Annotated in this window: 19 protein-coding genes; 9 read left to right on the top strand and 10 right to left on the bottom strand. The window is 73.5% G+C overall.

The features are described from left to right. From VKZ81_RS28165 to VKZ81_RS28145, 5 genes are all read right to left on the bottom strand, one after another. On the bottom strand, positions 1 to 371 hold a 371-nt coding region (locus VKZ81_RS28165; protein ID WP_324244739.1), incomplete at its 3' end, for a glycosyltransferase family 2 protein. Beyond that, positions 358 to 1,833: an exopolysaccharide biosynthesis polyprenyl glycosylphosphotransferase gene (locus VKZ81_RS28160; protein WP_324244738.1), complete on the bottom strand. Its 1,476-nt coding sequence runs from the start codon at positions 1,831 to 1,833 to the stop codon at positions 358 to 360. The genes VKZ81_RS28165 and VKZ81_RS28160, both read right to left, overlap by 14 nt. After that, the gene (locus VKZ81_RS28155; protein ID WP_324244737.1) at positions 1,820 to 2,923 is read right to left on the bottom strand and encodes a DegT/DnrJ/EryC1/StrS family aminotransferase; all 1,104 of its coding nucleotides are present in this window, start codon (positions 2,921 to 2,923) and stop codon (positions 1,820 to 1,822) included. Before VKZ81_RS28155 ends, VKZ81_RS28160 begins: the two co-directional genes overlap by 14 nt. Beyond that, complete coding sequence (locus VKZ81_RS28150) at positions 2,920 to 3,978, bottom strand: Gfo/Idh/MocA family protein (RefSeq protein WP_324244736.1); 1,059 nt, start codon at positions 3,976 to 3,978, stop codon at positions 2,920 to 2,922. The genes VKZ81_RS28155 and VKZ81_RS28150 overlap by 4 nt, the downstream gene beginning before the upstream one ends. A 405-nt stretch (positions 3,979 to 4,383) precedes the next feature. Next, a complete protein-coding gene (locus VKZ81_RS28145; protein ID WP_324244735.1) occupies positions 4,384 to 5,049 on the bottom strand; it encodes a phosphatase PAP2 family protein in 666 nt (221 codons plus the stop codon). Positions 5,050 to 5,485: 436 nt separating this feature from the next. On the opposite strand from VKZ81_RS28145, the gene VKZ81_RS28140 reads away from it, so the two are divergent. The 8 genes from VKZ81_RS28140 (at position 5,486) to VKZ81_RS28105 (ending at position 13,162) form a co-directional block, all read left to right on the top strand. After that, positions 5,486 to 6,889, top strand: coding sequence for a sugar transferase (locus VKZ81_RS28140; RefSeq protein WP_324244734.1), 1,404 nt, complete (start codon positions 5,486 to 5,488; stop codon positions 6,887 to 6,889). Next, positions 6,886 to 7,497, top strand: a complete 612-nt coding sequence (locus VKZ81_RS28135) for an acyltransferase (protein WP_324244733.1) — start codon at positions 6,886 to 6,888, stop codon at positions 7,495 to 7,497. The genes VKZ81_RS28140 and VKZ81_RS28135 overlap by 4 nt, the downstream gene beginning before the upstream one ends. Beyond that, positions 7,481 to 8,596: a DegT/DnrJ/EryC1/StrS family aminotransferase gene (locus tag VKZ81_RS28130; RefSeq protein WP_324244732.1), complete on the top strand. Its 1,116-nt coding sequence runs from the start codon at positions 7,481 to 7,483 to the stop codon at positions 8,594 to 8,596. The genes VKZ81_RS28135 and VKZ81_RS28130 overlap by 17 nt, the downstream gene beginning before the upstream one ends. Next, positions 8,593 to 9,594: a Gfo/Idh/MocA family oxidoreductase gene (locus VKZ81_RS28125; protein ID WP_324244731.1), complete on the top strand. Its 1,002-nt coding sequence runs from the start codon at positions 8,593 to 8,595 to the stop codon at positions 9,592 to 9,594. The genes VKZ81_RS28130 and VKZ81_RS28125 overlap by 4 nt, the downstream gene beginning before the upstream one ends. After that, entirely contained in the window at positions 9,591 to 10,886 is a 1,296-nt protein-coding gene (locus VKZ81_RS28120; RefSeq protein WP_324244730.1) for a nucleotide sugar dehydrogenase, read from the top strand. Before VKZ81_RS28125 ends, VKZ81_RS28120 begins: the two co-directional genes overlap by 4 nt. A 74-nt stretch (positions 10,887 to 10,960) precedes the next feature. Next, positions 10,961 to 11,797: a hypothetical protein gene (locus VKZ81_RS28115; protein ID WP_324244729.1), complete on the top strand. Its 837-nt coding sequence runs from the start codon at positions 10,961 to 10,963 to the stop codon at positions 11,795 to 11,797. Between the two features lie 25 nt (positions 11,798 to 11,822). Next, positions 11,823 to 12,461: a PIG-L deacetylase family protein gene (locus tag VKZ81_RS28110; RefSeq protein WP_324244728.1), complete on the top strand. Its 639-nt coding sequence runs from the start codon at positions 11,823 to 11,825 to the stop codon at positions 12,459 to 12,461. Next, positions 12,458 to 13,162 carry a WbqC family protein gene (locus tag VKZ81_RS28105; protein WP_324244727.1) on the top strand — a complete coding sequence of 235 codons (705 nt, stop codon included), beginning with the start codon at positions 12,458 to 12,460 and terminating at the stop codon, positions 13,160 to 13,162. The genes VKZ81_RS28110 and VKZ81_RS28105 overlap by 4 nt, the downstream gene beginning before the upstream one ends. Here VKZ81_RS28105 and VKZ81_RS28100 read toward each other — a convergent pair. The 3 genes from VKZ81_RS28100 to VKZ81_RS28090 form a co-directional block, all read right to left on the bottom strand. Next, the gene (locus VKZ81_RS28100) at positions 13,149 to 14,567 is read right to left on the bottom strand and encodes a polysaccharide deacetylase family protein (RefSeq protein WP_324244726.1); all 1,419 of its coding nucleotides are present in this window, start codon (positions 14,565 to 14,567) and stop codon (positions 13,149 to 13,151) included. The genes VKZ81_RS28105 and VKZ81_RS28100 overlap by 14 nt on opposite strands. 7 nt (positions 14,568 to 14,574) lie before the next feature. After that, positions 14,575 to 15,705, bottom strand: a complete 1,131-nt coding sequence (locus VKZ81_RS28095) for a right-handed parallel beta-helix repeat-containing protein (RefSeq protein WP_324244725.1) — start codon at positions 15,703 to 15,705, stop codon at positions 14,575 to 14,577. A gap of 103 nt (positions 15,706 to 15,808) precedes the next feature. After that, positions 15,809 to 17,080: a lipopolysaccharide biosynthesis protein gene (locus VKZ81_RS28090; RefSeq protein ID WP_324244724.1), complete on the bottom strand. Its 1,272-nt coding sequence runs from the start codon at positions 17,078 to 17,080 to the stop codon at positions 15,809 to 15,811. A 140-nt stretch (positions 17,081 to 17,220) separates the two neighbouring features. On the opposite strand from VKZ81_RS28090, the gene VKZ81_RS28085 reads away from it, so the two are divergent. Continuing rightward, a complete protein-coding gene (locus tag VKZ81_RS28085; protein ID WP_324244723.1) occupies positions 17,221 to 18,246 on the top strand; it encodes a GNAT family N-acetyltransferase in 1,026 nt (341 codons plus the stop codon). Here the strand turns inward: VKZ81_RS28085 and VKZ81_RS28080 are convergent. Together VKZ81_RS28080 and VKZ81_RS28075 are read right to left on the bottom strand one after the other, a co-directional pair. Continuing rightward, on the bottom strand, positions 18,214 to 19,719 hold the full coding sequence (locus VKZ81_RS28080) for a PIG-L family deacetylase (protein WP_324244722.1): 1,506 nt from the start codon (positions 19,717 to 19,719) through the stop codon (positions 18,214 to 18,216). The genes VKZ81_RS28085 and VKZ81_RS28080 overlap by 33 nt on opposite strands. Beyond that, complete coding sequence (locus VKZ81_RS28075; RefSeq protein ID WP_324244721.1) at positions 19,709 to 21,289, bottom strand: tyrosine-protein kinase domain-containing protein; 1,581 nt, start codon at positions 21,287 to 21,289, stop codon at positions 19,709 to 19,711. Before VKZ81_RS28075 ends, VKZ81_RS28080 begins: the two co-directional genes overlap by 11 nt. Positions 21,290 to 21,315 lie beyond the last annotated feature (26 nt).

Raw genomic sequence — 21,315 nt, 5'->3', positions numbered from 1 at the left:
ACGTCTGCGTTATCGAACGCCTCGATCAGCGGGTCGAGGGCGCCCGGTTCGGTCAAGATGGCATCTTGCGTCAGAAAGATAGCAATATCGGCCGCGCTGCCCAGCATGCGCGCGGCCTGGTTGCGCGTGCCGCCATGGTCGAAGGTGGCGCTGGGAATCTCGTGCACGGCAAATCCGCAATCCCGGGCGGTCTGCACCGTGTCGTCGCTGGAGCTTGAATCCACCACTAGCACGTCGACGCGCCCTTCACTGGCCTGGACCGCCGCGGCCAACGCCCGGGCGGCGTCGCACCATACCGCCCCGCCGTTATAGGTGGGGACAATGACGGCCGTTTTACGTGTCTTCACAGGCGCCGAATCAGGGCTGGCCATTCACGAAACCCTTGTAGACCGTCATGGCGATGATTTTCAGGTCCAGGCCCAGCGACCAGTTGTTGATGTACCAGAGGTCGTGCTCCACCCGCTTGGCCATTTTTTCGAGTGTGTCGGTGACGCCGCGGTAGCCATTGACCTGCGCCCAGCCGGTGATGCCAGGCTTGACGCGGTGGCGCTGCATGTAGGACTCGACCATGTCCTTGTAATACTCGTTGTGCGCCACGGCATGCGGGCGAGGGCCGACGATGGACATGCGTCCTTGAAGGACGTTGTAGAACTGCGGCAGCTCGTCGAGGCTCGTGCGGCGCAGGAACCGGCCGACGCGGGTGACGCGGGGGTCGCCGTGCAGCTTCGAGCTGCCGTCGACGACGGTGTCCTCGCCGCGCAGCTCGCGGGCGATGAGCTCACGCAGCGCGCTGTCGTCGCCGCCCGGGGCCATCGTGCGGAACTTCAGCATCTCGAACCGGCGGCGGCGCAGCCCGACGCGCTGCTGGCGGAACAGGGCGGGTCCGCCGTCCTCGAGCCGGATGGCGGCGGCGATGATCCCCATCGGGATCGCGAGCACCGCCAGCGCCGCGCCCGCCACCACCACGTCGACGACCCGGCGCACGACCGCGGCGGCGCGCCCGGACACCGAGCCGCGCAGCCGGGCGCCGAGCCCGCGCACGGCGTGCCGCAGCCGCCACGCCCGCCCGCCGACCCGGGAGATCAGCCGGTACGCGGTGGACAGCTTGAAGGCGAAGCGCAGCATCGAGTCGTCGCTGCGGACGAACACGCGGTCGACGGCGAAGCGGCCGTGCTCGCGGGCCACCGCGAAGGCCACGTCGTAGCCCTCGGCGGCCACCGCGGCCCGGGCGGCGCGGTCGTGCGTGCCGTACGGGTAGGCGAACGCGCGCGCCCGCACCCCGGTGGTGGCCTCGAGCCGCTGGCGCGCCTCGGTGACGTGCCGGTGCAGCGCGGCGGCGTCCATCCCCGCCATGCGGGTGTGGTCGGCGCTGTGGACGCCCAGTTCCATGCCGAGGTCGGGAAGGCCCTTCAGCTCCTCGGCGGGTGCGAGCCGCTCGGCGGCGTACGCCTCGTTCCAGTCGATCGTGCCGCCCATGCGGTCCGGGCAGACGAACAGCACCGACGGCACCCCGGCCGCCTGCAGCACCGGCGCGGCGACCCGCACCGCCGACTCGTGCCCGTCGTCGATGGTGAGCAGGTACGAGCGCCGCGGCGTGGGCGCCCCGTCCAGCGCCGCCAGGTACTCGTCGAGCGTGAGCGCCTTCCACCCGCGGCGACGCAGGTGCTCGAGCTGCGCCGCGAAGGCCTTCTCGGTGACGAACAGGTGCTCCGGGTCGGCGCCGGGGGCGTCGCCGAAGTAGTGGTACATGAGCACGCGGGGCGACCGCAGCGACGGCACGCGGCGGCCGCGCGGGGACCGCCGCTCGGATCGGGACCGCTCAGATCGGGACATCGTGGAGGACCTCGCAGACCAGGTCGACCTGTTCCGGGGCCATCCCGGGCGACAGCGGGAGCGACAGGATCCGCTCGGCCGCCTCCTCCACCACCGGCAGCGGCCCGTCGGCGTACCGCGCGAACGGGGGCTGGCGGTGGCAGGGCACCGGGTAGTGCAGCCCCCACCCGATGCCGTTGGCGTCGAGCGCCGAGGTGACGGTCGGCCGGTCGGGGACCTGGACCACGGCCAGGTGGTAGACCGGCTCGGCCGCGGGGTCCCTGGCGACCGGCACGCACCACGACGGGAGGTTCTGCCGGTACCGCTCGACCAGCGCGACCCGGGCCGCGTTCATCCGGTCCAGGTGGGCGAGCTTGACCCGCAGCGCCGCGGCCTGGATCGTGTCGAGCCGGCTGTTGCGGCCGGAGACCTCGTGGACGTACCGGTCGTCGGGGGAGCGGCCGTGGTCGGCGAGCCTGCGGATCCGGCCGACCAGCGCCGGGTCGTCGGAGACCACGGCGCCGCCGTCGCCGAGCGCGCCGAGGTTCTTGCCCGGGTAGAAGCTGAAGCCGGCCGCCGCGCCCCAGCCGCCGGGCCGCCTGCCGAGGTAGCGGGCCCCGTGGGCCTGCGCGGCGTCCTCGACGAGCGCGATCCCGTGCCGGGACGCGAGCCGGGAGAGCGCGTCGACGTCGGCCATCTGCCCGTACAGGTGCACCGCGACGACGGCCGCCGTGCGCGGGGTGATGGCGGCCTCCACGGCCGCCGGGTCGACCAGCAGCGTGTCCGGGCGGACGTCGACGAACCTCGGCCGGGCGCCCGCGGCGCACACCGCCTCCACGGTGGCGACGAACGTGTTCGCCGGCACGATCACCTCGTCGCCCGGCCCGATCCCCAGCCCGGCGAGGATGAGCTCGAGCGCGTCGGTGCCGTTGCCCACGCCCACGCAGTGCGCCACCTCGCAGTGGGCGGCGAACTCCGCTTCGAACGACGCGACCTCCGGCCCGCCGATGAACCGCCCGTGGGCGAGCACCTCCTTCCACGCGACGTCGAGGTCGTCGCGGAGGTCGAGGTGCACGGCGGCCAGGTCCAGGAAGGGAACCGTCTGCGTCACGAGACCGCTCGCACGCCGGGCGTGACCTGGGTGGGCTTGAGCACCGGGGCCGTGCGCCCGGTGACCAGGGCGGCGTCGGTGGCGGCGAGCACACGGACGATGTCGAGGCCGCGCTCGCCCGGGGTGTCGGACGGGACGCCGGTGCGGATCGAGTCGACGAAGGCCCGGTCCTGGGCCATCAGCGGCTCGTGGAACGGCACGAACGGCGAGACGATGTCGCCGGTGCGGTAGCTCACGGGCCGCTCGTGGGCGCTGTGCGGGTCGTCGATGCTCGCCGGGTCGACCCCGATGTCGTAGATGCGGATCCGCTCGTTGTCCGACATGTCGTCGTAGACGGCCATCTTGCGCTCGCCGACGACGGTGGTGCGGCGGACCTTGTTCGGGTTGAGCCAGCTGACGTGCACGAACGCCCGCGTCTCCGGGAAGTCCAGGCGCAGGTACGCCACGTCCTCCCGCCACGGGGTGACGTTGCGGTCGCCCCAGACCGACGCCGCGACGGGCAGCTCGTCGAGCAGGAACGAGGCGATCGAGATGTCGTGCGGCGCCAGGTCCCAGATGACGTTCACGTCGCTCTGGTAGCGGCCGAGGCTGAGGCGGGCCGAGTCGATGTAGAGGACGCGGCCGAGCGTGCCGGAGCGGATGATGTCGCGCAGCCGGCGCACCGCGGCGTTGTACTCGAACGTGTGCCCGACCATCAGCTGCACGCCGTGCACCGAGGCGGCGAGCACCATGGCCTCGGCGTCGGCCACCGAGGTGGCCATCGGCTTCTCGACCAGCACGTGCCTGCCCGCGTTGATCGCCTGCAGCGCGATCTCGGCGTGCCCCGCGGGCGGCGTGGCCACCAGCACGGCGTCGACGGTGTCGAGTGCGTCGGCGAGGGACGTGGCCGTCCCCGCGATCGACGGGTAGTGGGCGACCGCCTCCTCGAGCCGTCCGCCGTGCGCGTCGACGACCACGACGTCCACGTCGGGCATCGTGCTGAGCACGCGGACGTGCTTGCTCCCCCAGTAGCCGTAACCGACGACGGCTATCCGTACTTTGTCCTGCTTCGCCACCGGTCCCCCAGACCTTGCGATGCTTCCCCCAAATACGGCGGTGCAGATGCGGCACCGCCAACGCAGCGGCCCCGCAACTGCGGATCCCCGGACGGTTCGGACGCCGTGCCCCTGATCGTCGCGAATCGCGCCGGCGAGATCTTGCGAAGTGGTACCCGCCGCCTTCTCTGGCTACCAGGAGAGTAAACGGGGGTGTTACAGGGTTTTCTCAGCTCGGCATTTGGGTGACAACCTCCAAACCCCATCGGGCCACAAGGTTGCTGCGATCGGGTTACCCTGACCGAGGTCAGCCTGAGCTGCGTGCGGCGCACGCCGTTCTGCGCCGTTCGCCGGCAGAGGCGGAGACGGGTCCTCTGTGGACGGAACGCGGGAACGGGTTCCGTCGATCGTCGTCGGGCGGGCGGCTCACGGTGCCGCGCGGGCCGGTGCGTCGTCCGTCCGCCACCGCTCGATCACGCCCACGCAGCTGAACACGACCGCGACCGCCACGCAGAACCCGCCGACCGTGTCGGTGGCGTAGTGGTCCCCGTCGGCGACGAGCGCGAGCGCCATCGTGCCGCCGCACAGCACCGCCCCCGCCGCGATGACGGCGGCGCTCGCGCCCGCGGGCGGGCGCAGCACGGCGACCAGCAGCAGCGCGGCGACCAGCCCGAGGGAGGTGGCTCCCCCGGTGTGGCCGCTCGGGTAGGCGAACTGACCCTCGATCGTCCGGCCGATGATCGGCTTGAGCGTCGAGGTCGCGACGCCGGTGAGCCCCGGACCCGCGATCGCCAGCAGGGCCAGCCTGCGCCGGCCGAGCGCGAGCGCGACGGCGCAGAGCGCCACCGCGAACGCGACGACCGACTCCGCGTTGCCCAACGAGATCACGACGTCGGCGATCGACGGCCCGCCGTCGGTGGAGCCGACGATCGCCCGGGCCTTGCGGTCCAGCCGGCCCGCGGTCGAGTCGTCGGCGTACCTCCCGGCGAGGACGCCGAAGACCAGCAGCGCCCCCACCGAGACGGCTGCGGCGGGCGTGCGCAGGGCGGGCGGCAGGATCACGCGGTCCGGGTGCGGAGCGGTCGCCGTCACCCCGTCGAAGCTACCGCTCGTCGCGGTGGTGCGTGGCGGCCGACGGATGCGCGCGGGGCGCGGGTGGCGGTCCGTGGACGGCGATCGGGACCAGTGATTTTCCGGCGGACGGGGGATGAGCGCTACGTCCGCTCTACTCCATTCGTCGCGAATACACGAACTCGCGTTCGATCCTGTGAGAACGCTGAAGAAGATCGATCGTCAACCGATGCGCGCCGTAGTTCCTCACTGCATGATGTGAGCTCTGTAACACACCCTCGAGTGGAATCGCTAACGAGTTGGGGGACCGAGGGCGACTTTGTGAGGGCTCATGGGGGAGTCGGCTCAACCGCATCGGGGGACGAGGGGAGTCGCGGCACGCCCTGCCCGGGATCGGACGGAAGCCGGGGGTCATCCCGCAGGAACCGGCCGCAGGCGCCGCTCGCCCGCCTGGCGCGTGCGCCGGGTGCTGCTCGTCGGCTGGGACGCCGTCGGGTGGGCGATCGCGCTGACCCTGGCGCTGGGGCTGCGCTACGAGTTCGACCTCGACGCCGACGACGCGTCGGGGATCGCGCTGCTGATCGCCGTCGCGGTGGTCACGCAGATCCTCATCGGGGTGGCGCTGCAGGTCTACCGCGGCCGCCACTGCATCGGCAGCGTCGACAACATCGTCGACACGGCGGCGTCGATCGCGCTCACCGGCTTCGTCGTGTTCGTGGCCAACGTCGTGTCGGTGGCGGAGTGGATCCCGCGCTCGGTGGCGATCATCGGCACGCCGATCATGCTGTTGATCGCGGTCGGCTCCCGTGTCGCGGTCGGGCAGCACCGCGCCCGCAAGGCGCGGCCCGACCACAGCGCCGCGCAGCGGGTGATCATCTACGGCGCAGGGGTCGAGGGCCAGCAGCTGTCGTGGTCGATGCTCACCGACCCCGACGCCCGTTACCTGCCGGTCGCGTTCCTCGACGACGACCCGCAGCGACGCGGGCTGCGGGTCTCCGGTGTCGGCGTGCACGGCACGAGCGCGGACCTCGCCGACGTGGCCGCCCGCACCGGCGCCGACCTCCTCGCGATCACGGGCCGGAGCACCGACGGTGCCGCGATCGGCGAGCTGTCGCGGGCCGCCGCCGCGGCCGGGCTCGAGGTGCGCGTCGTCGCGCCGCTCGCCGAGCTGCTGCGGCCGGTGCCGCCCACGCTGCTGATCCCGACGCAGGCTGGCTCGGCCCCGAACGGCGGCCGCGCACCGGTGAGCCGCCCGCCTGCGGCGCTCGAGAGCCGGGCCAAGCGGTTCGTGGACGTCGCGCTGTCGCTGGTCGCGCTGGTGGTCTTCCTGCCGTTCTTCGTCGTCGTCCCCGCGGTGCTGCTGGCGACCAGCGGCGAGGTCATCTACCGGGCCAAGCGGGTCGGGCTCGGCGGCGAGATATTCACGATGTTCAAGTTCACGACGATGGCCCCCGGCGACGGCGGCCCGCGCCTCACGCGGGCGGGCGACCCGCGCATCACGCCGTTCGGCCGCTGGCTGCGCTCGACGAAGCTGAACGAGCTGCCGCAGCTGGTCAACGTGCTCAAGGGCGAGATGAGCCTCGTCGGGCCGCGCCCGGAGGACCCGCGCTACGCCGCCTTCTACACGGCCGAGCAGCGCAAGGTGCTCTCGGTGCGGCCGGGGCTGGTCAGCCTCGCGTTCCTCAGGTTCGGCGACGAGGAGGCCTACATCGAGCGGGTCGACCCCGACGACATCGAGGCCTTCTACCTGAACGAGCTGCTGCCGGAGAAGCTCGCGATCGAGCTCGGCTACGTCGAGAACTGGTCGTTGCGCGACGACTTCCGGATCCTCGCGCGCACCGCGAAGGGGCTGCTGACGTGACCGCGGAGCTGGACACCCGCCACGTGGCCGCCACGGCCGACGTCGCCGGCTCCGCGCGGATCGGCGAAGGCACCCGGATCTGGCACCTCGCCCAGGTCCAGGAGGGGGCGGTCCTCGGCCGCTCGTGCGTGGTCGGGCGCGGGGCCTGCATCGGCCCCGGGGTCACGATCGGCGACAACGTCAAGATCCAGAACTACGCGCTGGTGTACGCGCCGGCGACGCTCGAGGACGGCGTGTTCGTCGGGCCCGCGGCGGTGCTGACCAACGACACCCACCCGCGCTCGGTGGACGGCGAGGGCCGGCTCAAGACCGGTGCCGACTGGACGCCCGTCGGTGTGACGGTCCGCGAGGGGGCGTCGCTGGGGGCCCGCTCGGTCTGCGTCGCGCCGGTCGTCGTCGGGCGGTGGGCGATGGTCGGCGCGGGCGCCGTCGTCGTGTCGGACGTCGCCGACCACGCGCTGGTGGTCGGGGTGCCCGCCCGCCGGATCGGCTGGGTCGGGCGCGCCGGCGTGCCGTTGCAGCGGGAGGACGGCGGCCGGTGGCGCTGCCCCCGTACCGGAGAGCTCTACCAGGAGACGGACGGTGTCTTGAATGACCTCCCCACCTGAGACGATCGGGATCGAGCCGATCTCGGCGAGCGGCCTGCAGCTCGGGCCCGCCGAGCGGGCGGCGATCGAGCGGGTCCTCACGTCGGGGATGCTGGCGCAGGGCCCGGAGGTGGCCGCGTTCGAGGCGGAGTTCGCCGAGCACGTGGTCGGGCGGCCGTGCGTGGCGGTGAGCTCGGGCACGAGCGCGCTGCTGTTGGGGCTGCTCGCGGTGGGGATCGGGCCGGGCGACGAGGTCGTGGTGCCGTCGTTCAGCTTCGCGGCCACTGCGAACGCGGTCGTCCTGGCGGGGGCGCGGCCGGTGTTCGTCGACATCGAGCCTCGCCATTTCACGCTCGACCCGGATGCGGTGCGGGCGGCGATCACCCGACGCACATCGGCGATCATCCCGGTGCACCTCTACGGGCACCCGGCCGCGATGGCGGCGCTGTCCGAGATCGCCGACGCGCACGGGCTCGCGATCGTTGAGGACGCGGCGCAGGCGCACCTGGCTCGGTTGTCGGGCCGCCCGGTCGGCACGTTCGGGGAGGTCGCGGCGTTCAGCTTCTACCCGACCAAGAACATGACCACCGGCGAGGGCGGCATGGTGGTCTGCGCGGACGAGGCCACGGCGCGGCGGGTGCGGTTGCTGCGCAACCAGGGCATGGAGAAGCGCTACGCCAACGAGGTGGTCGGCTACAACGCGCGCATGACCGACCTGCAGGCCGCGATCGGACGGGTGCAGCTGCGCCGCCTCCCGGGCTGGACGGAGGTCCGCAGGCGCAACGCCGCCGCCCTCACAGGTGCCCTGCGCGGCGTGGCGGCGGCCGCGGGCCTCGGGCTGCCCTCCGTCGCACCGGGGGCGGAGCCGGTGTGGCACCAGTACACGGTCCGCGCGCCGCACCGCGACGAGGTCGTGGCCCGGCTGGCCGAGTTCGGGGTGCCCGCCGGCGTCTACTACCCGACCCCGATCCACCGGCTCCCCGCCTACGACCTCGACCTCGACCTCCCCCACACGGCAGCAGCGGCCCGGCAGGTGTTGTCCCTGCCGGTCCACCCCAACCTGTCGGGGGCGCAGCTCGACCGCGTCGTCGACGCGGTGGAAAGGGCGGTGACGCCGTGAACGCCACGTTGCGCGCCGGAGTTGTGGGCCTCGGTCACATGGGCCGCCACCACGTCCGGGTGCTCAGCTCCATGCCCGACGTCGAGTTCGTCGCGGCGGTCGACACGGGCCCGCAGGCACGGCAGCGCGCGACCGCGGTCGGCGTCGAACTGCTGGAGTCGGTCTGCGAGCTCATCCGGCGCCGGATCGACCTGTGCGTGGTGTCGTCCCCGACCGGGACGCACGAGGAGGTCGCGCTCGAGCTGGCCGAGGCGGGCGTCGCCACGCTGATCGAGAAGCCGGTGGCGCACAGCTCGAAGTCGGCGCAGACCATCGTCGAGGCGTTCCAGCGGGCGGGCGTGCTCGGCTGCGTCGGGCACATCGAGCGGTTCAACCCGGCGCTGCAGCAGATGCGCCTCCGCCTCGACCGCGGCGAGCTGGGCGAGGTCTACCAGGTCTTCACCCGCCGCCAGGGCCCGTTCCCGGCGCGGATCGCCGACTCCGGGGTGATCATGGACCTGGCGAGCCACGACATCGACCTCACCGCCTGGGTGACGCGGTCGTCGTACCGGTCGATCGCGGCGCGCACCGCCCACCGCAGCGGGCGCGAGCACGAGGACCTGGTGAGCACCGTCGCCGAGCTGGACAACGGCGTGGTGGTGACGCACCTGGTCAACTGGCTCTCGCCGCTCAAGGAACGCGTGACCACCGTGACCGGCGAGCGCGGGTGCTTCATGGCGGACACGGTCACGGCCGACCTGACGTTCTTCCGGAACGGGTCCGAGCCGGTGCAGTGGGACCGGGTGGCGTCGTTCCGCGGCGTCACCGAGGGCGACATGATCCGCTACGCCATCCCCAAGCCGGAACCGCTCCACACCGAGCTGTCGAACTTCGTGGCCGCCGTCCGCGGCGAGGACGCGGAGGTCGTGTCCCTGGAGGAGGGGCTCGTCACCGTGCGGGTGGCCGAGCTGATGCGCGAGTCGGCCCGGGAAGGCCGCACCGTCGAGGTCGTTCTGTGAAGGTCACGGTCGTCGGCCTCGGCAAGATCGGGCTCCCGCTCGCCGTCCAGATCGCCGGCCGGGGCCACCACACGGTCGGCGCGGACGTCGACGAGGCGGTGGTCCGGGCCGTGGAGGAGGCGCGCCCGCCCTTCCCCAACGAGGCCGACCTCGACGAACGTCTGGCGAAGGTCGTCGCGGACGGCTTCCTCACCGCGACCACCGACACCGCCGCCGCGGTCGCGGGCAGCGACGTCGTGGTGGTCGTCGTCCCGCTGTACGTCGACGCCGACCGGCACCCTGCGTTCTCCGCGATCGACGCGGCGACCCGGGAGGTCGGCCGCGGCCTGCGGCCGGGCACGCTCGTGACGTACGAGACCACGCTCCCGGTCGGGACCACGCGCAACCGCATCGCCCCCGGCCTCGGCGCGGCGAGCGGCCTGCGCCCGGGCGCGGACTTCTCCCTGGCGTTCAGCCCGGAGCGCGTCTCGTCCGGCCGCGTGTTCTGCGACCTCGCCCGCTACCCCAAGCTCGTCGGCGGGATCGACGAGGAGAGCGGCCGCCGGGCCGCCGTGTTCTACGCGAGCGCCCTCGACTTCGACGACCGCGACGACCTCCCGCGTCCGAACGGGGTGTGGGACCTCGGGTCGGCCGAGGCCGCCGAGCTCGCCAAGCTCGCCGAGACCACCTACCGCGACGTGAACATCGCGCTGGCCAACCAGTTCGCGCTGTACGCGCAGCGCATCGGCGTCGACTTCCACCGGATCGCCGAGGCGTGCAACTCCCAGCCGTTCAGCCACCTGCACCGCCCCGGCATCGCGGTCGGCGGCCACTGCATCCCGGTGTACCCGTGGTTCTACCTGGGCGGGGACCCGTCGGCGACGGTCGTGCGCGCGGCCCGCGAGGCGAACGCGGCCATGCCGGAGCGGTGCGTGGACCTCCTGGCCGAGCGGTACGGCGACCTGGCCGGCGCGGCCGTCGTGGTGCTCGGCGCCTGCTACCGGGGCGGGGTGAAGGAGACGGCGTTCTCGGGTGTCTTCGCCACGGTCGAGGCGCTGCGCAGGCGCGGCGCCCGGCCGCTGGTCGAGGACCCCCTGCTCACCGCGGAGGAGATCACCGGGCTCGGGTTCGAGCCGTACCGCCGCGGCACGGCCGTCGACGCCGCGGTGGTGCAGGCCGACCACGCCGCGTACCAGCAGCTCTCGCCCGGCGACCTGCCCGGCGTGAAGGTGGTCCTCGACGGGCGCGCGGTCCTCGACCCCGCGCGCTGGCCGGGGGTCGCGGTGGTGACCCTCGGCCGCGGTCACCGATGAACCGCGCCCGGTGCAGGCCGGCGGGCGGAGGCCGATACTGGCCGATTCACCGTCGATCGATTCAGGGGGTCGCGATGGTCGCGACAACCGAGACGTCCCCCGCGCCCCACCGGGGCGCCGCCACCGCGGTGGCGCTGCTTCTGGCCCTGGCCGCATCGGCGTGCGGCGGTGCCGAGCCGAGCCCGGCGCCGCCCGCGCCCACCGAGCGGGGGTTGCCGGCCGACAAGGTCGACTTCTGCACCGGGGCGGTCGACCTGGCGGGGGTGGTGAACGACGGACCCGACGTCCCCGACGGGCCGCCACCGCCGTCGCCGGAGGACGTGGCGGCCGCGTTCGAGGAGTACCAGGCGCGGCTGGAGCCGCCGCTCACGGCCGTGGAGCAGTCGGTACCGCCCGCCCTGCAGCAGGACATCGCCACGATCGCCCGGCAGGCGCGCTACGCCGTGGCCACGAACGACGAGGCACCGCTCGGCACGCCCGAGTACGACACGGCGGTGAGCAGGCTGCGGGCGTACATGATCACCGACTGCGGCTTCGAACAGGTCCGGGTCACCGCGGTCGAGTACCGGTTCGACGGCATCCCGGCGCGGCTCCCGGCGGGGACCGTCGCGTTCACCGTGTCCAACCAGGGCGCGGAGACGCACGAGCTGGACGTGTACCGGATCAACGAGGGCGTCCCGCAGCCCTTCGGCGAGCTCGCCCTGCTGCCGGACGACCAGCGGGAGGTCGTGCTCACCTCGGTCGGGGAGATCAGCGTCAGCCCGGGCGCCGCCGACACCGAGTTCATGACGCTCATCCCCGGCCGGTACGGGGTCGCGTGCCCCGTGCTGCAGGGGACGTCCCCGACGGCGGACGGCACGGGCGCGCCGCACGCTGCGCTGGGCATGGTCGCGGAGTTCACGGTCGGCTGATGAGGACGAAGGGGGGAATCACGCCGTGATCGCACCGAAGAGGGTGCTCGTCCTGTCCCCGCACACCGACGACGCGGAGCTGGGCTGCGGGGGCACGATGGCCCGCTGGATCGACGAGGGCGCGGAGGTGTTCACGGCGGCGTTCTCGACCGCCGAGAAGTCCCTCCCGCCGGGCTCCCCGGCCGGCCGCCTGAAGGACGAGTGCGATCGCTCGCTCGACGAGATCGGCGTGCCGCGGGACAACCGGTTCGTCTTCGACTACCCGGTCCGCGAGCTCGGCTACCACCGCCAGGAGGTGCTCGAGCAGATGGTGCGGCTGCACCGGGAGCTCGAGCCCGAGGTCGTCCTCGCGCCGTCGGGCGCCGACCTGCACCAGGACCACGCCGTCGTGCACGACGAGTGCGTGCGGGTGTTCCGGCACCTCACGGTCATGGGCTACGAGCTGCCGTGGAACCACATCACGTTCCCGACCCAGGCGTTCGTGGTGCTGACCGAGCAGCACATCCGCCGCAAGTGGGCCGCGCTGACCAAGTACGAGAGCCAGCTCGAGCTGGAGCGGCCGTACTTCCGCTACGACTTCATCGAGTCGATGGCGCGGGTGCGGGGGGTGCAGGTCAAGACCGAGTTCGCGGAGGCCTTCGAGATGATCAGGATCCGCTTGTGATCGTCTCGGTGCACCAGCCGAACTTCGCGCCGTGGCTGGGGTTCTTCGACAAGATGGTGCACTCCGACGTCATGGTCCTGCTCGACTCGGTCCAGTTCATCAAGCGCGGCTACCAGAACCGGACCCGGGTCAAGGGGCCGGCCGGGCCGCAGTGGCTGACGGTGCCCGTCATCACGAAGGGCCGCTACCACCAGCTCACCCGGGATGTCGAGATCGACGAGAGCCGCGACTGGCGCAGCGCGCACCCGCGCACGCTGCAGACCCTGCTCGCCAAGGCCCCGCACCGCGACGAGGTGCTGGAGCTGGTGGAGCCCCTCTACGCCGACGAGAAGCTGAGCAGGCTCAGCGACTTCACCACGGCGCTGATCCGCGGCGTCGTCGAGCGGCTCGACATCACCACGCGGTTGGTCGTGGCGTCGGACCTCGACGCGGCGGGCAGCTCGTCGCGGCTGATGCTGAACCTGACGAAGGCGGTCGGCGGCGACGTCTACCTCTCGGGCCCCACCGGGCGCGATTACCTCGAGCCGGAGATGTTCCCGGCGGAGGGGGTGGAGCTGCGGTTCCACCGGTTCGAGCCGTTCGAGTACCCGCAGCAGTTCGGCGCCTTCGAGCCCGGGCTGAGCTGCCTGGACTACCTCGCCAACGTCGGTTTCCGGCCGTGGTGGGGCGACGGCGCGGCCCGGGCGGCTACGGGGTCGTGACGGCCGCGATCAACGACTCGTACCACCGCTTCTCCCGGGCGGTGCGCAGCACCTCGTCGTTGTGCCAGAGGATGCCGAGGGTGCCGCCGAACCGCCTGCACTCCCGGGCGATGCGCAGCGCCGCCCGGGTGGCGTCGTCGGGGCCCAGGCCCATGTGGCCGAAGAGCGAGACGTCCATGACCTGGAACGGCTTCTCGACGAGGTTCAGGGGCCTGCGGGCGGTCAGGTCGTACACCCGGAACGCGCGGCTCGTGCCGGTCCGGAACCCGACGGCCTCGCTGAAGGCGACCGAGCAGTCGTACCGCAGGCCCGCCGCGCTCCAGTGCCGCCACGTGGCCGGGCACCGCCACTGCAGGTAGTGCTGCCGCCCGCCCCACTCGTCCTGGAGGACGCCCTGGCCCTCGGCCACCGCGCGCAGCCGGTCGAACTCCTCCGCCAGCGCCGCCGGGTCGCGGTAGGTGCCGAAGCCGCCGTGCAACCCGATCTCGTGCCCGCGCCGGTGGACCCGCCCCATGAGCTCGCGGACCCAGGGGTGGTCGAACAGCTGGAACCGCGGGGCGGCGGGGTCGGCGTCGCCGCGGGCGAGGAAGTAGAAGGAGCTGCGCAGCGCGTGCCGCTCGCTCACGTCCATGAGGAAGTCGAAGGTGTTGTTCGGGTCGGTGTCGTGGCGCCCGCGGCGGGCGTCGACGACCGCCCGCAGCCTGCGCAGGGCGAGCCCCGCGTCGCGGCGCCGCACCAGGTCGCCCGCGAGCTGGCGGGCGAGCAGGCGGGGCCCGCGCCCGATCGTCGAGAGCGGGTCGTCCACATCGTGGGTCAGCCACACCCGGTACCGGTGGGGGCGCAGCCGCAGCCGCGGCCACAGCCGGCCGAGCGCCGCGGCGAGCAGCGCGACGTAGGCGTCGACGATCGGCGTCTCGAGGAACCCCTCGGCGTGCGCGAGCGCCGAGGCCAGGGGGAAGCGGTCGTAGGCGTCGCGCGCGTCCGCCCGGACCACCTCCTCGTACCGGGTGATCATCGCGAAGGCGCCGCCGAACACGTCGACGTCGAGGTGCAGGCCGTCGTCGCGCGGTCGCGCGAGGTCGCCCGACCCGGGCCCGCCGTAGAGGACGGGCAGCCGCTCCTCGGCGTCCAGCACGCCGGCCCCGGCCGGGCCCACCGGCCGCCGCGGGAGCGGCCGCGCCGGGAGCGCGGCCCCGGTCAGCCAGGCCTCGGTCGGGGTGGAGAACAGGACATCGGGCATCGTCACGGCCGGGCCGTCGGGGTCGTCGGCGAGGCCGAGCCGCAGGCCCGGCCCGGCGTGCCGCTCGAGCCGCCAGTCGAGGCCCAGCCAGTCGCCGAGGACCACGCCGAGGACGTAGCGCCGCTCCTCGGCGTAGGTGTCCGGGGCGCGGACGACGAGGGTCATGCGCCGCCTACTGCTCGTACGGCCCGACGTCGAGGCCGGAGGACAGCGGCCGCGGCGATCGGTCGAAGGCGAACTGGAGCGCCACCTCCGGGTCGCCGCTGTCCACGGCCGGGCTGGTGGGCGCGAGCCGGTAGTCGCCCGATCCGTCCGGCCTGAAGTCGACGAACTGCGGGTCGGCGACGATCGTGCCCTGCTCGTCGCCGCCGTTGAGCGCGATGGCGTCGCGCTCGTTGTTCCACAGCAGGTTGTTCAGGAACCGGTTGTTGTCGCCCGACTCCCCGGTCTCCCGGATCCCCGACCGGCCGTTGGCGACCACGATGTTGTTGGCGACGAGCGAGTTGCCGGTCTCGAAATCGTCGTCGTCGGCGCCGATGACGATCCCGCCCTCCGGGTTGGAGAACACGAGGTTGTTCACGATCGCGATCGAGTTGCAGGCGTGCCAGCACTGGATGCCGTACCCGGCGTTGCCGTAGGAGATGTTGTTGGCCACGCGGCCGCCCCGGTGCGTGACGTAGATGCCGTGGTCGAGCTTGTCCTCGCCGCAGTCGAAGGTGACGTTGCTGAGCACGTCCACCTCGGTGACGGAGTAGTCGGGGTTCTGCACGTAGATGCAGTTGCCCGCGATGCCGTGCACCCGGTTCCGGATCAGCCGGACGTTCGACCCCTGGTTGTAGAGCCCGTCCTCGTTGGGCCCGGAGATGTCGAACCCGATGATGTCGACGTACTCGCCGACGTTCTCCCACGCCCCGTCGTCCCTCCCGGTGCCGACGATGCGGGTCTCGGGCGACTCCGCGACGTACGTGATGCGCGCGGTCTCGGTGCCGCTGGCCGCGGTGTGGACGTCGCCTTCGTAGGTGCCGGCGCGGACGAGGATCGTGTCGCCGGGCTGGGCGCGCTCGGCGGCCGCGTCGATCGTGCGCAGCGGCGCGGCGGCCGTGCCGCCGGCGGAGTCGTCGCCGTCGGGCGCGACGACGAGCGCGGCGGCGTCGAGGGTGGGCGTCGGGACGGGCGCCGGGAAGACGCTGTTCGGGGACCGGCGCTGCGAGGGTGCCGACGCGTCCTGGGTGCAGGCGACCACGACCGACATGCCCAGGGCCGCCATGACCAGGGTCGCGGTGACGATGTGCCGGTACCTCATCCGACTCCGTCCTGCCGGGATGGCTACCTGCAGCGCTCGGGGATCCCGGCGCACGCCTGCGTGCATGACCATGCTATCGGCGCGGCGTTCGTTCGCGGTGAGATCAAGAACGGCGCGCGCGGTACCGCCGGTCCGCGTCGTCGGCCGCGCGCACGCACAGCACGTACAGCGCCACGTAGGACAGCACGTGCCCGGCCGACAGCGCCGCGATCGCCGCGGTCACGGGGGCGCCGGCGATGCCGCACAGCAGAGGGCCGCCCGCGGTGAGCAGCAGCCGCAGCACCACCCAGGCCAGCTCCTCGTGCTGGCGCTCGAGCAGGAAGAGCGTCGCGGAGACCGGTACGACGGCGAGCTGGCCGAGGTAGGCGAGCGCCAGCAGGCGCGCGTACTCGCCGGCCTCGGTCCACTCCTGCCCGAACACGACGCCGAAGAGCGCGGGCCCCGCCGCGAGCAGGACGGCGGCCGGGACAGCCCCCACGAGCACGAGCCTGCGCACCGAGGTCCGGACGATCCGGCCGAGGGTGCCGTTCGGGTTGCGGACCACCGCGCTCGACTCGCCTGCGAAGACCTGGTTGACGGCCTGGCCGATCACGCTGAACGGCCCGGACACCACCCGCACGGTGAGGCCGAGGAACCCGGCCCGCACGTCGCCGTACAGCGCGGCGACCAGCAGCAGCGGCACCTCGAGCCCCGCCGAGTTGACGAGGGCGGACGGCATGGCGATGAGCGGGAACCGGCGGTAGCGGCTGACCGCGGCCCCGACCGCCGCCGCGCTCGGCCGCGGCTGGCGCAGCAGCCCTCTCCGCGACAGCAGGCCGCCGAGCGCGGCGACCCGGCCGACGCCGAGGCCGAGCAGGAGCCCGACGGGCCGCACGCCCGCCGCCCCGAGCCCGAGCTGGGTGCCCACCTGCCCGAGCCCCTGCAGGAGGTTGCGGCGGCCCAGCGCGCCGTAGCTGCGGTCGCGGACCATCCACTCCGACAGGACGAGGTACGTGCCGAACGCGAGCACGGTGAGCACGACCAGCCACCAGTACCCGGCGAGCCGGGGCGCGCCGAGCAGCGCCGCCAGCGGCTCCGCCGCCACCACGCCGACCAGTGCGGTCGCGAGGCCGGTCGCGGCGACGAACGCGAGCGCCGCCCACGCCACGGCCGCGGCGTCCCGGTCCTCGCGGGGGAGCGGGACCGCCGCCTCCAGCGATGCGGTGCTCGCGACGGCGACCATGCTCACGACGGAGGCGAACACGCTGAACAGCCCGAAGTCGGCCGGGTCGTAGAGCCGGGTGATCAACGGGTAGGTGAGGATCACGACGGCCTGCCCCACGACGCTGCCGCCCACGATGCTCGCGACCCCGCGCAGGGGACCGCTCAGGCGCATCGCTCCCACCTCCCTCGGCCGGCCGGGTGGGCGACGCCGCGGCGCCGACGGATCCCGCCCGCATCGTGCCACGATGGGGCGACGAGCCCCGCCGCTTCGGCGGTTGGGGGAGGTGCGCTGCACGGTCGCGGGGGTGGTTCATGGCGACGGACACCGAGGTGCGCGCCACCGACGACATCCCCTGGGCGCACACCCCGTTCGAGCAGCGCTGGTGGCTGGAGGCGGTGGCACCCGGGCAGTGGGGGGAGACGCTCGTCGAACGGCAGGGCCGGATCGTCGCCCGGCTCGCCTGGGTCCGCCGCCGCCGGCTGGGCGTCACCGTGCTCACCCAGCCCCCGCTCACCCGGTTCGTCGGCCCGTGGGTCGACCCCGGGGACGGCAAGTACGAGACCCGGCTCGCGACCGAGCACGAGGTGATGGCCGAGCTGATCGCGAAGCTGCCGCGGTTCGACGCCTACCGCGGGGCCTTCGCGCCCGCCGTCACCAACTGGCTGCCGTTCCACTGGGCCGGGTTCGAGGCCACCGTGCGCTACACCTACCGCCTCGACGACGTGAGCGACCCCGACCGGCTGTGGACGGGGCTGCGCTCGAACATCCGCAACCACGTCCGCCGCGCGGGCAAGCAGATGGCGGTGCGCACCGACATGGGCGTCGACACCGTCCTGGAGATCAACCGGAAGGTCTTCGCCCGGCAGGGGCTGGACGTCTCCTTCGACGACACGCTGGCGCACCGGCTCGACCGCGCGTGCGCGCAGCGCGGGGCCCGCACGATCCTCGCCGCGGTCGACGCCGAGGACCGCGTCCACGCGGCCTGGTTCTTCGTGCACGACGCGTCGACGACCTACCTGCTGTTCGGGGGCGCCGACCCGCAGCTGCGCTCGAGCGGCGCCAACAGCCTCGTCATGTGGGAGGCGATCCGCAGGGACGCCGGGACGCCGCGGCGGTTCGACTTCCTCGGGTCGATGATCGAGCCGATCGAGCGGTTCAACCGCGCGTTCGGCGCCCGCCAGGTGCCGTACTTCTTCGTCTCGCGGACGCGCCCGCACGTCCAGCCGCTGCTCGCCGCCCGTACCGGCGTCACCCGCCTCGTGCGGGCCGCGGCCGGCGCCCGCGGCAGGCTCGGCCGCGAGGGCTCAGCCGCGCCGGGCGGCGACGGGGCGCGCTAGCCGTTCCCGCACCGGCACGAACGCCTCGGCGAGCAGGTAGCCGGAGTGCCCGCCGCGCACCCGCGCCAGCGCCTCGACGTACTCGAAGCTGCGGGGGTGCCGCCCGCCGATCATCTCGGTGGGGTAGCACTGGAGCGCCTTGACCTTGCGATCCCACACGGCCTCCACGTCGACGTACGTCGTGGGGTTGAAGACGTAGTCCCCGACCTGCGGCGCCTGGTCGGTCGACGACGGCGTCTCGAACGTGAGCAGGCGGCTCACCGTCGACCCGAGCGGCGTCATCGGCCTGCTCGCCGCGTAGACGGCCTTGAAGACCACCTGGTGGTCGGTGTTCGCGTCGCCGCCGTGGTGGGTGTAGAGGACGGTCGGGCGGTGGGTCTCGATGGCCGCCTCGACCACCTTGATCAGCTCGATGAACGGCACCGAGTCCAGCCGCTGATCGGGGAAGTCGTGGAACTCCACCGTCCGGACGCCGAGCTCCCTCGCCGCGGCCAGGGCGCACTCGCGGCGGGTGTCGCAGCGGGGGGTGTGGTCGAGCTTCTCCTCCTCGCCCTCCGACATGATCACGACGGTGACCTCGCTGCCGGCCTCGGCGTGCAGGGCGAGGGTGCCGCCCACGCCGAGCGTCTCGTCGTCGGGGTGGGCGACGACGCAGAGCACGCGCTGGCGCATCGGGTCGTTCTGCAGGTAGCGCGGCGGGGGCAGCCGCAGCTCGGGGGCGGCGCGCGCCTTCTCGATCAGCACCGGCACGCCGTCGCCCGCGTAGGTGTGCGCGACCGGGTAGGGCGGGGCGAGCGCCCGGATCAGGTTGACGACCTCGTGCGCGGGCTTCGACCAGTCGATCTCGCCGTCGGCGGGGGTGCGCTTGCGGGTGTAGGTGCCCGAGCCCGCGGGCTGTGGCGCGCGCGGGGCCGTGCCGTCGAGAACTCCGTCGAGGTGCCGCTCGAGCAGGTGGATGGTGGCGTCGTCGGCCTTGCGCAGCACGTCCGCGGCGTCGTCGTCCGGGGCGATCGGGAACCGCTCGACGCCGATGACGTCGCCGGTGTCGATCCCCTCGTCCATGTAGAACATCGAGACGCCGGTCTCGGTGAGCCCGTCGACGATGGCCCAGATTAGCGGCGAGCAGCCGCGGCGGCCCGGCAGCACCGCCGAGTGGAACCCGATGACCCCGCGTGGTGGGACGCCGAGGATCGTCGGCGGGATCACCTGCGAGAAGCCGACGACGAAGATCACGTCCGGCGCGAGCCCGTGGATCTCGTCGGCGTGGTCCCCGATGCGCCGGATCTTGCGCAGTCGCTCGGGCGCCACCAGGTCGTCGAACGTGCGGAAGCCGGAGACCCGCGGCGCCTCGGAGTCGGCGAGGACGAACGCGGCGACCAGGTCGACCCGCGGGTGCCCGAGCAGGACCTGCACGGCGCGGCGGCCGTCGTCGAGGCCCCCGATGAACACCACCCGCACCGGCTCAGCGGGCACCGGAACCGTCACCTCCCTCCGGGCGCGGCCGCGGCCGCGGCGAGGGGCGCCGCGCGCCGGTGGCGAGCACGGCCTCAGTCGGGTGCTCCTCCCGCACCGGCGGGGGTGGCGAGGGCTCGGGAGCGGGTGGTGGCTGCGCCCGTGGCGGGGCGGTCGGTGCCGGGGTGGCGGGTGGCGTCGTGGAGGGGGCCACCGACCACGGCCCGACGGCGTACCCGGTGCCCGCACCGGTGGCGAGGTAGTCGTCGTCGGCGACGCCGGCGCGGCCGCGGGTCATCGTCAGCACGGTGCCGAGCAGCCGCGCGGACACCGTCTCGAGGGCGGTCGCCGCGTCCTCGGCCGCCGCGGTCGTGGTCTTCCCCGAGCGCAGCACCAGCACGACCCCGTCCACGCGCGGTGCCAGCACGGAGGCGTCCGAGACGGCCCCGACGGGTGGGGAGTCGATGATCACGACGTCGTACCGGGCGCGGACGTCGGCGAGGAGCCGGTCCATGACCGGCTGGGCGAGCAGCTCGCTGGGGTTCGGCGGCGGCGGGCCGCTCGGCAGGACGTCGAGGGTGTCCTGCCAGCGGTGCACGGCGGTGGGCCAGCCCAGCCGCCCGGCGAGCACGTTCGCCAACCCGACCGTGCGGTCGACCCCGAACAGGTCCGCGGCGCGGGGGCGGCGGAAGTCGGCCTCGACCACCAACACCCGCTCGCCCGCGTCGGCGAGCGCGAGGGCGAGGTTGCACGCCGTGGTGGTCGTGCCCTCCTCGGGCCCGGTGCCCGTGACGAGGACGGTCCGGTGGGCGTCCGGCCCGGCGACGGCCTGCAGGTTGGCGCGCAGCCGCCGGAACTCCTCGGCCACCCGGCCCCGGGGGCGGTCGCGGAAGACGAGCCGGTGCGCCTGGACGTCGCGGTCGTCGGTGATGAGCCCCAGCACCGGGGCGTCGACGGACCGGCGCGCCTGGTCGCGGGACGTGATCGAGCGGTCGAGCGCGTGGCGCGCGAGCGCGAGGGCGATCCCGGCGAGGAGCCCGAGGCCCAGGCAGATGCCGATGACCAGCAGCGGCCGCGGTCCGCTCGGCGAGGTGGGGACGACCGCGGGCTCGAAGGTCCGGGCGGTGACCACCGGTGGGGCCTGCGGGTCGGGCTGTTCCAAGGCGGCGACGGTGGTGTTGAACTGTTCGGCGAGCAGGTTGGCCAGGTCGGCGGCCCGCTGCGGCGAGCTGTCCGCCACGGTCGCGGTCAGCAGCAGGGTGTCCGGCGTGGTGCTCGCGTCGATCTTGTCCAGGACCTCGTCCGGGGTGAGGCCGCCGCCGTGGCGCTCCGCGACCTGGGTGGCGAGCCGGTGGCTGCGCAGCACTTCGAGGTAGGTGGCCATCCGCTGGGCGGACAGCTCACCGCCCTCCGCCGCCGCGGCCACGTCCCCGCCGGGGGAACGGGCGGACACGAAGATCGTGGTCGAGGCCCGGTACGTCGGGGGCAGGAGCAGGCTCACCACGACGCCGACGAGGAGGCCCAGCAGGAGCCCGGCCAGCACGGACCGCCATCGAGCGCCGAGGACGTCCAGCCACTCCCGCGGTGTCACACGCCACCCCCGTTTCCCGGGCGGCG

The organism is Pseudonocardia sp., from assembly GCF_035305885.1.
In the GTDB taxonomy this organism is placed as follows: Bacteria; Actinomycetota; Actinomycetes; order Mycobacteriales; family Pseudonocardiaceae; genus Pseudonocardia.
Note: the sequence above shows the minus strand (reverse complement) of the source record. Positions and strands in the feature narration are given on the sequence as shown.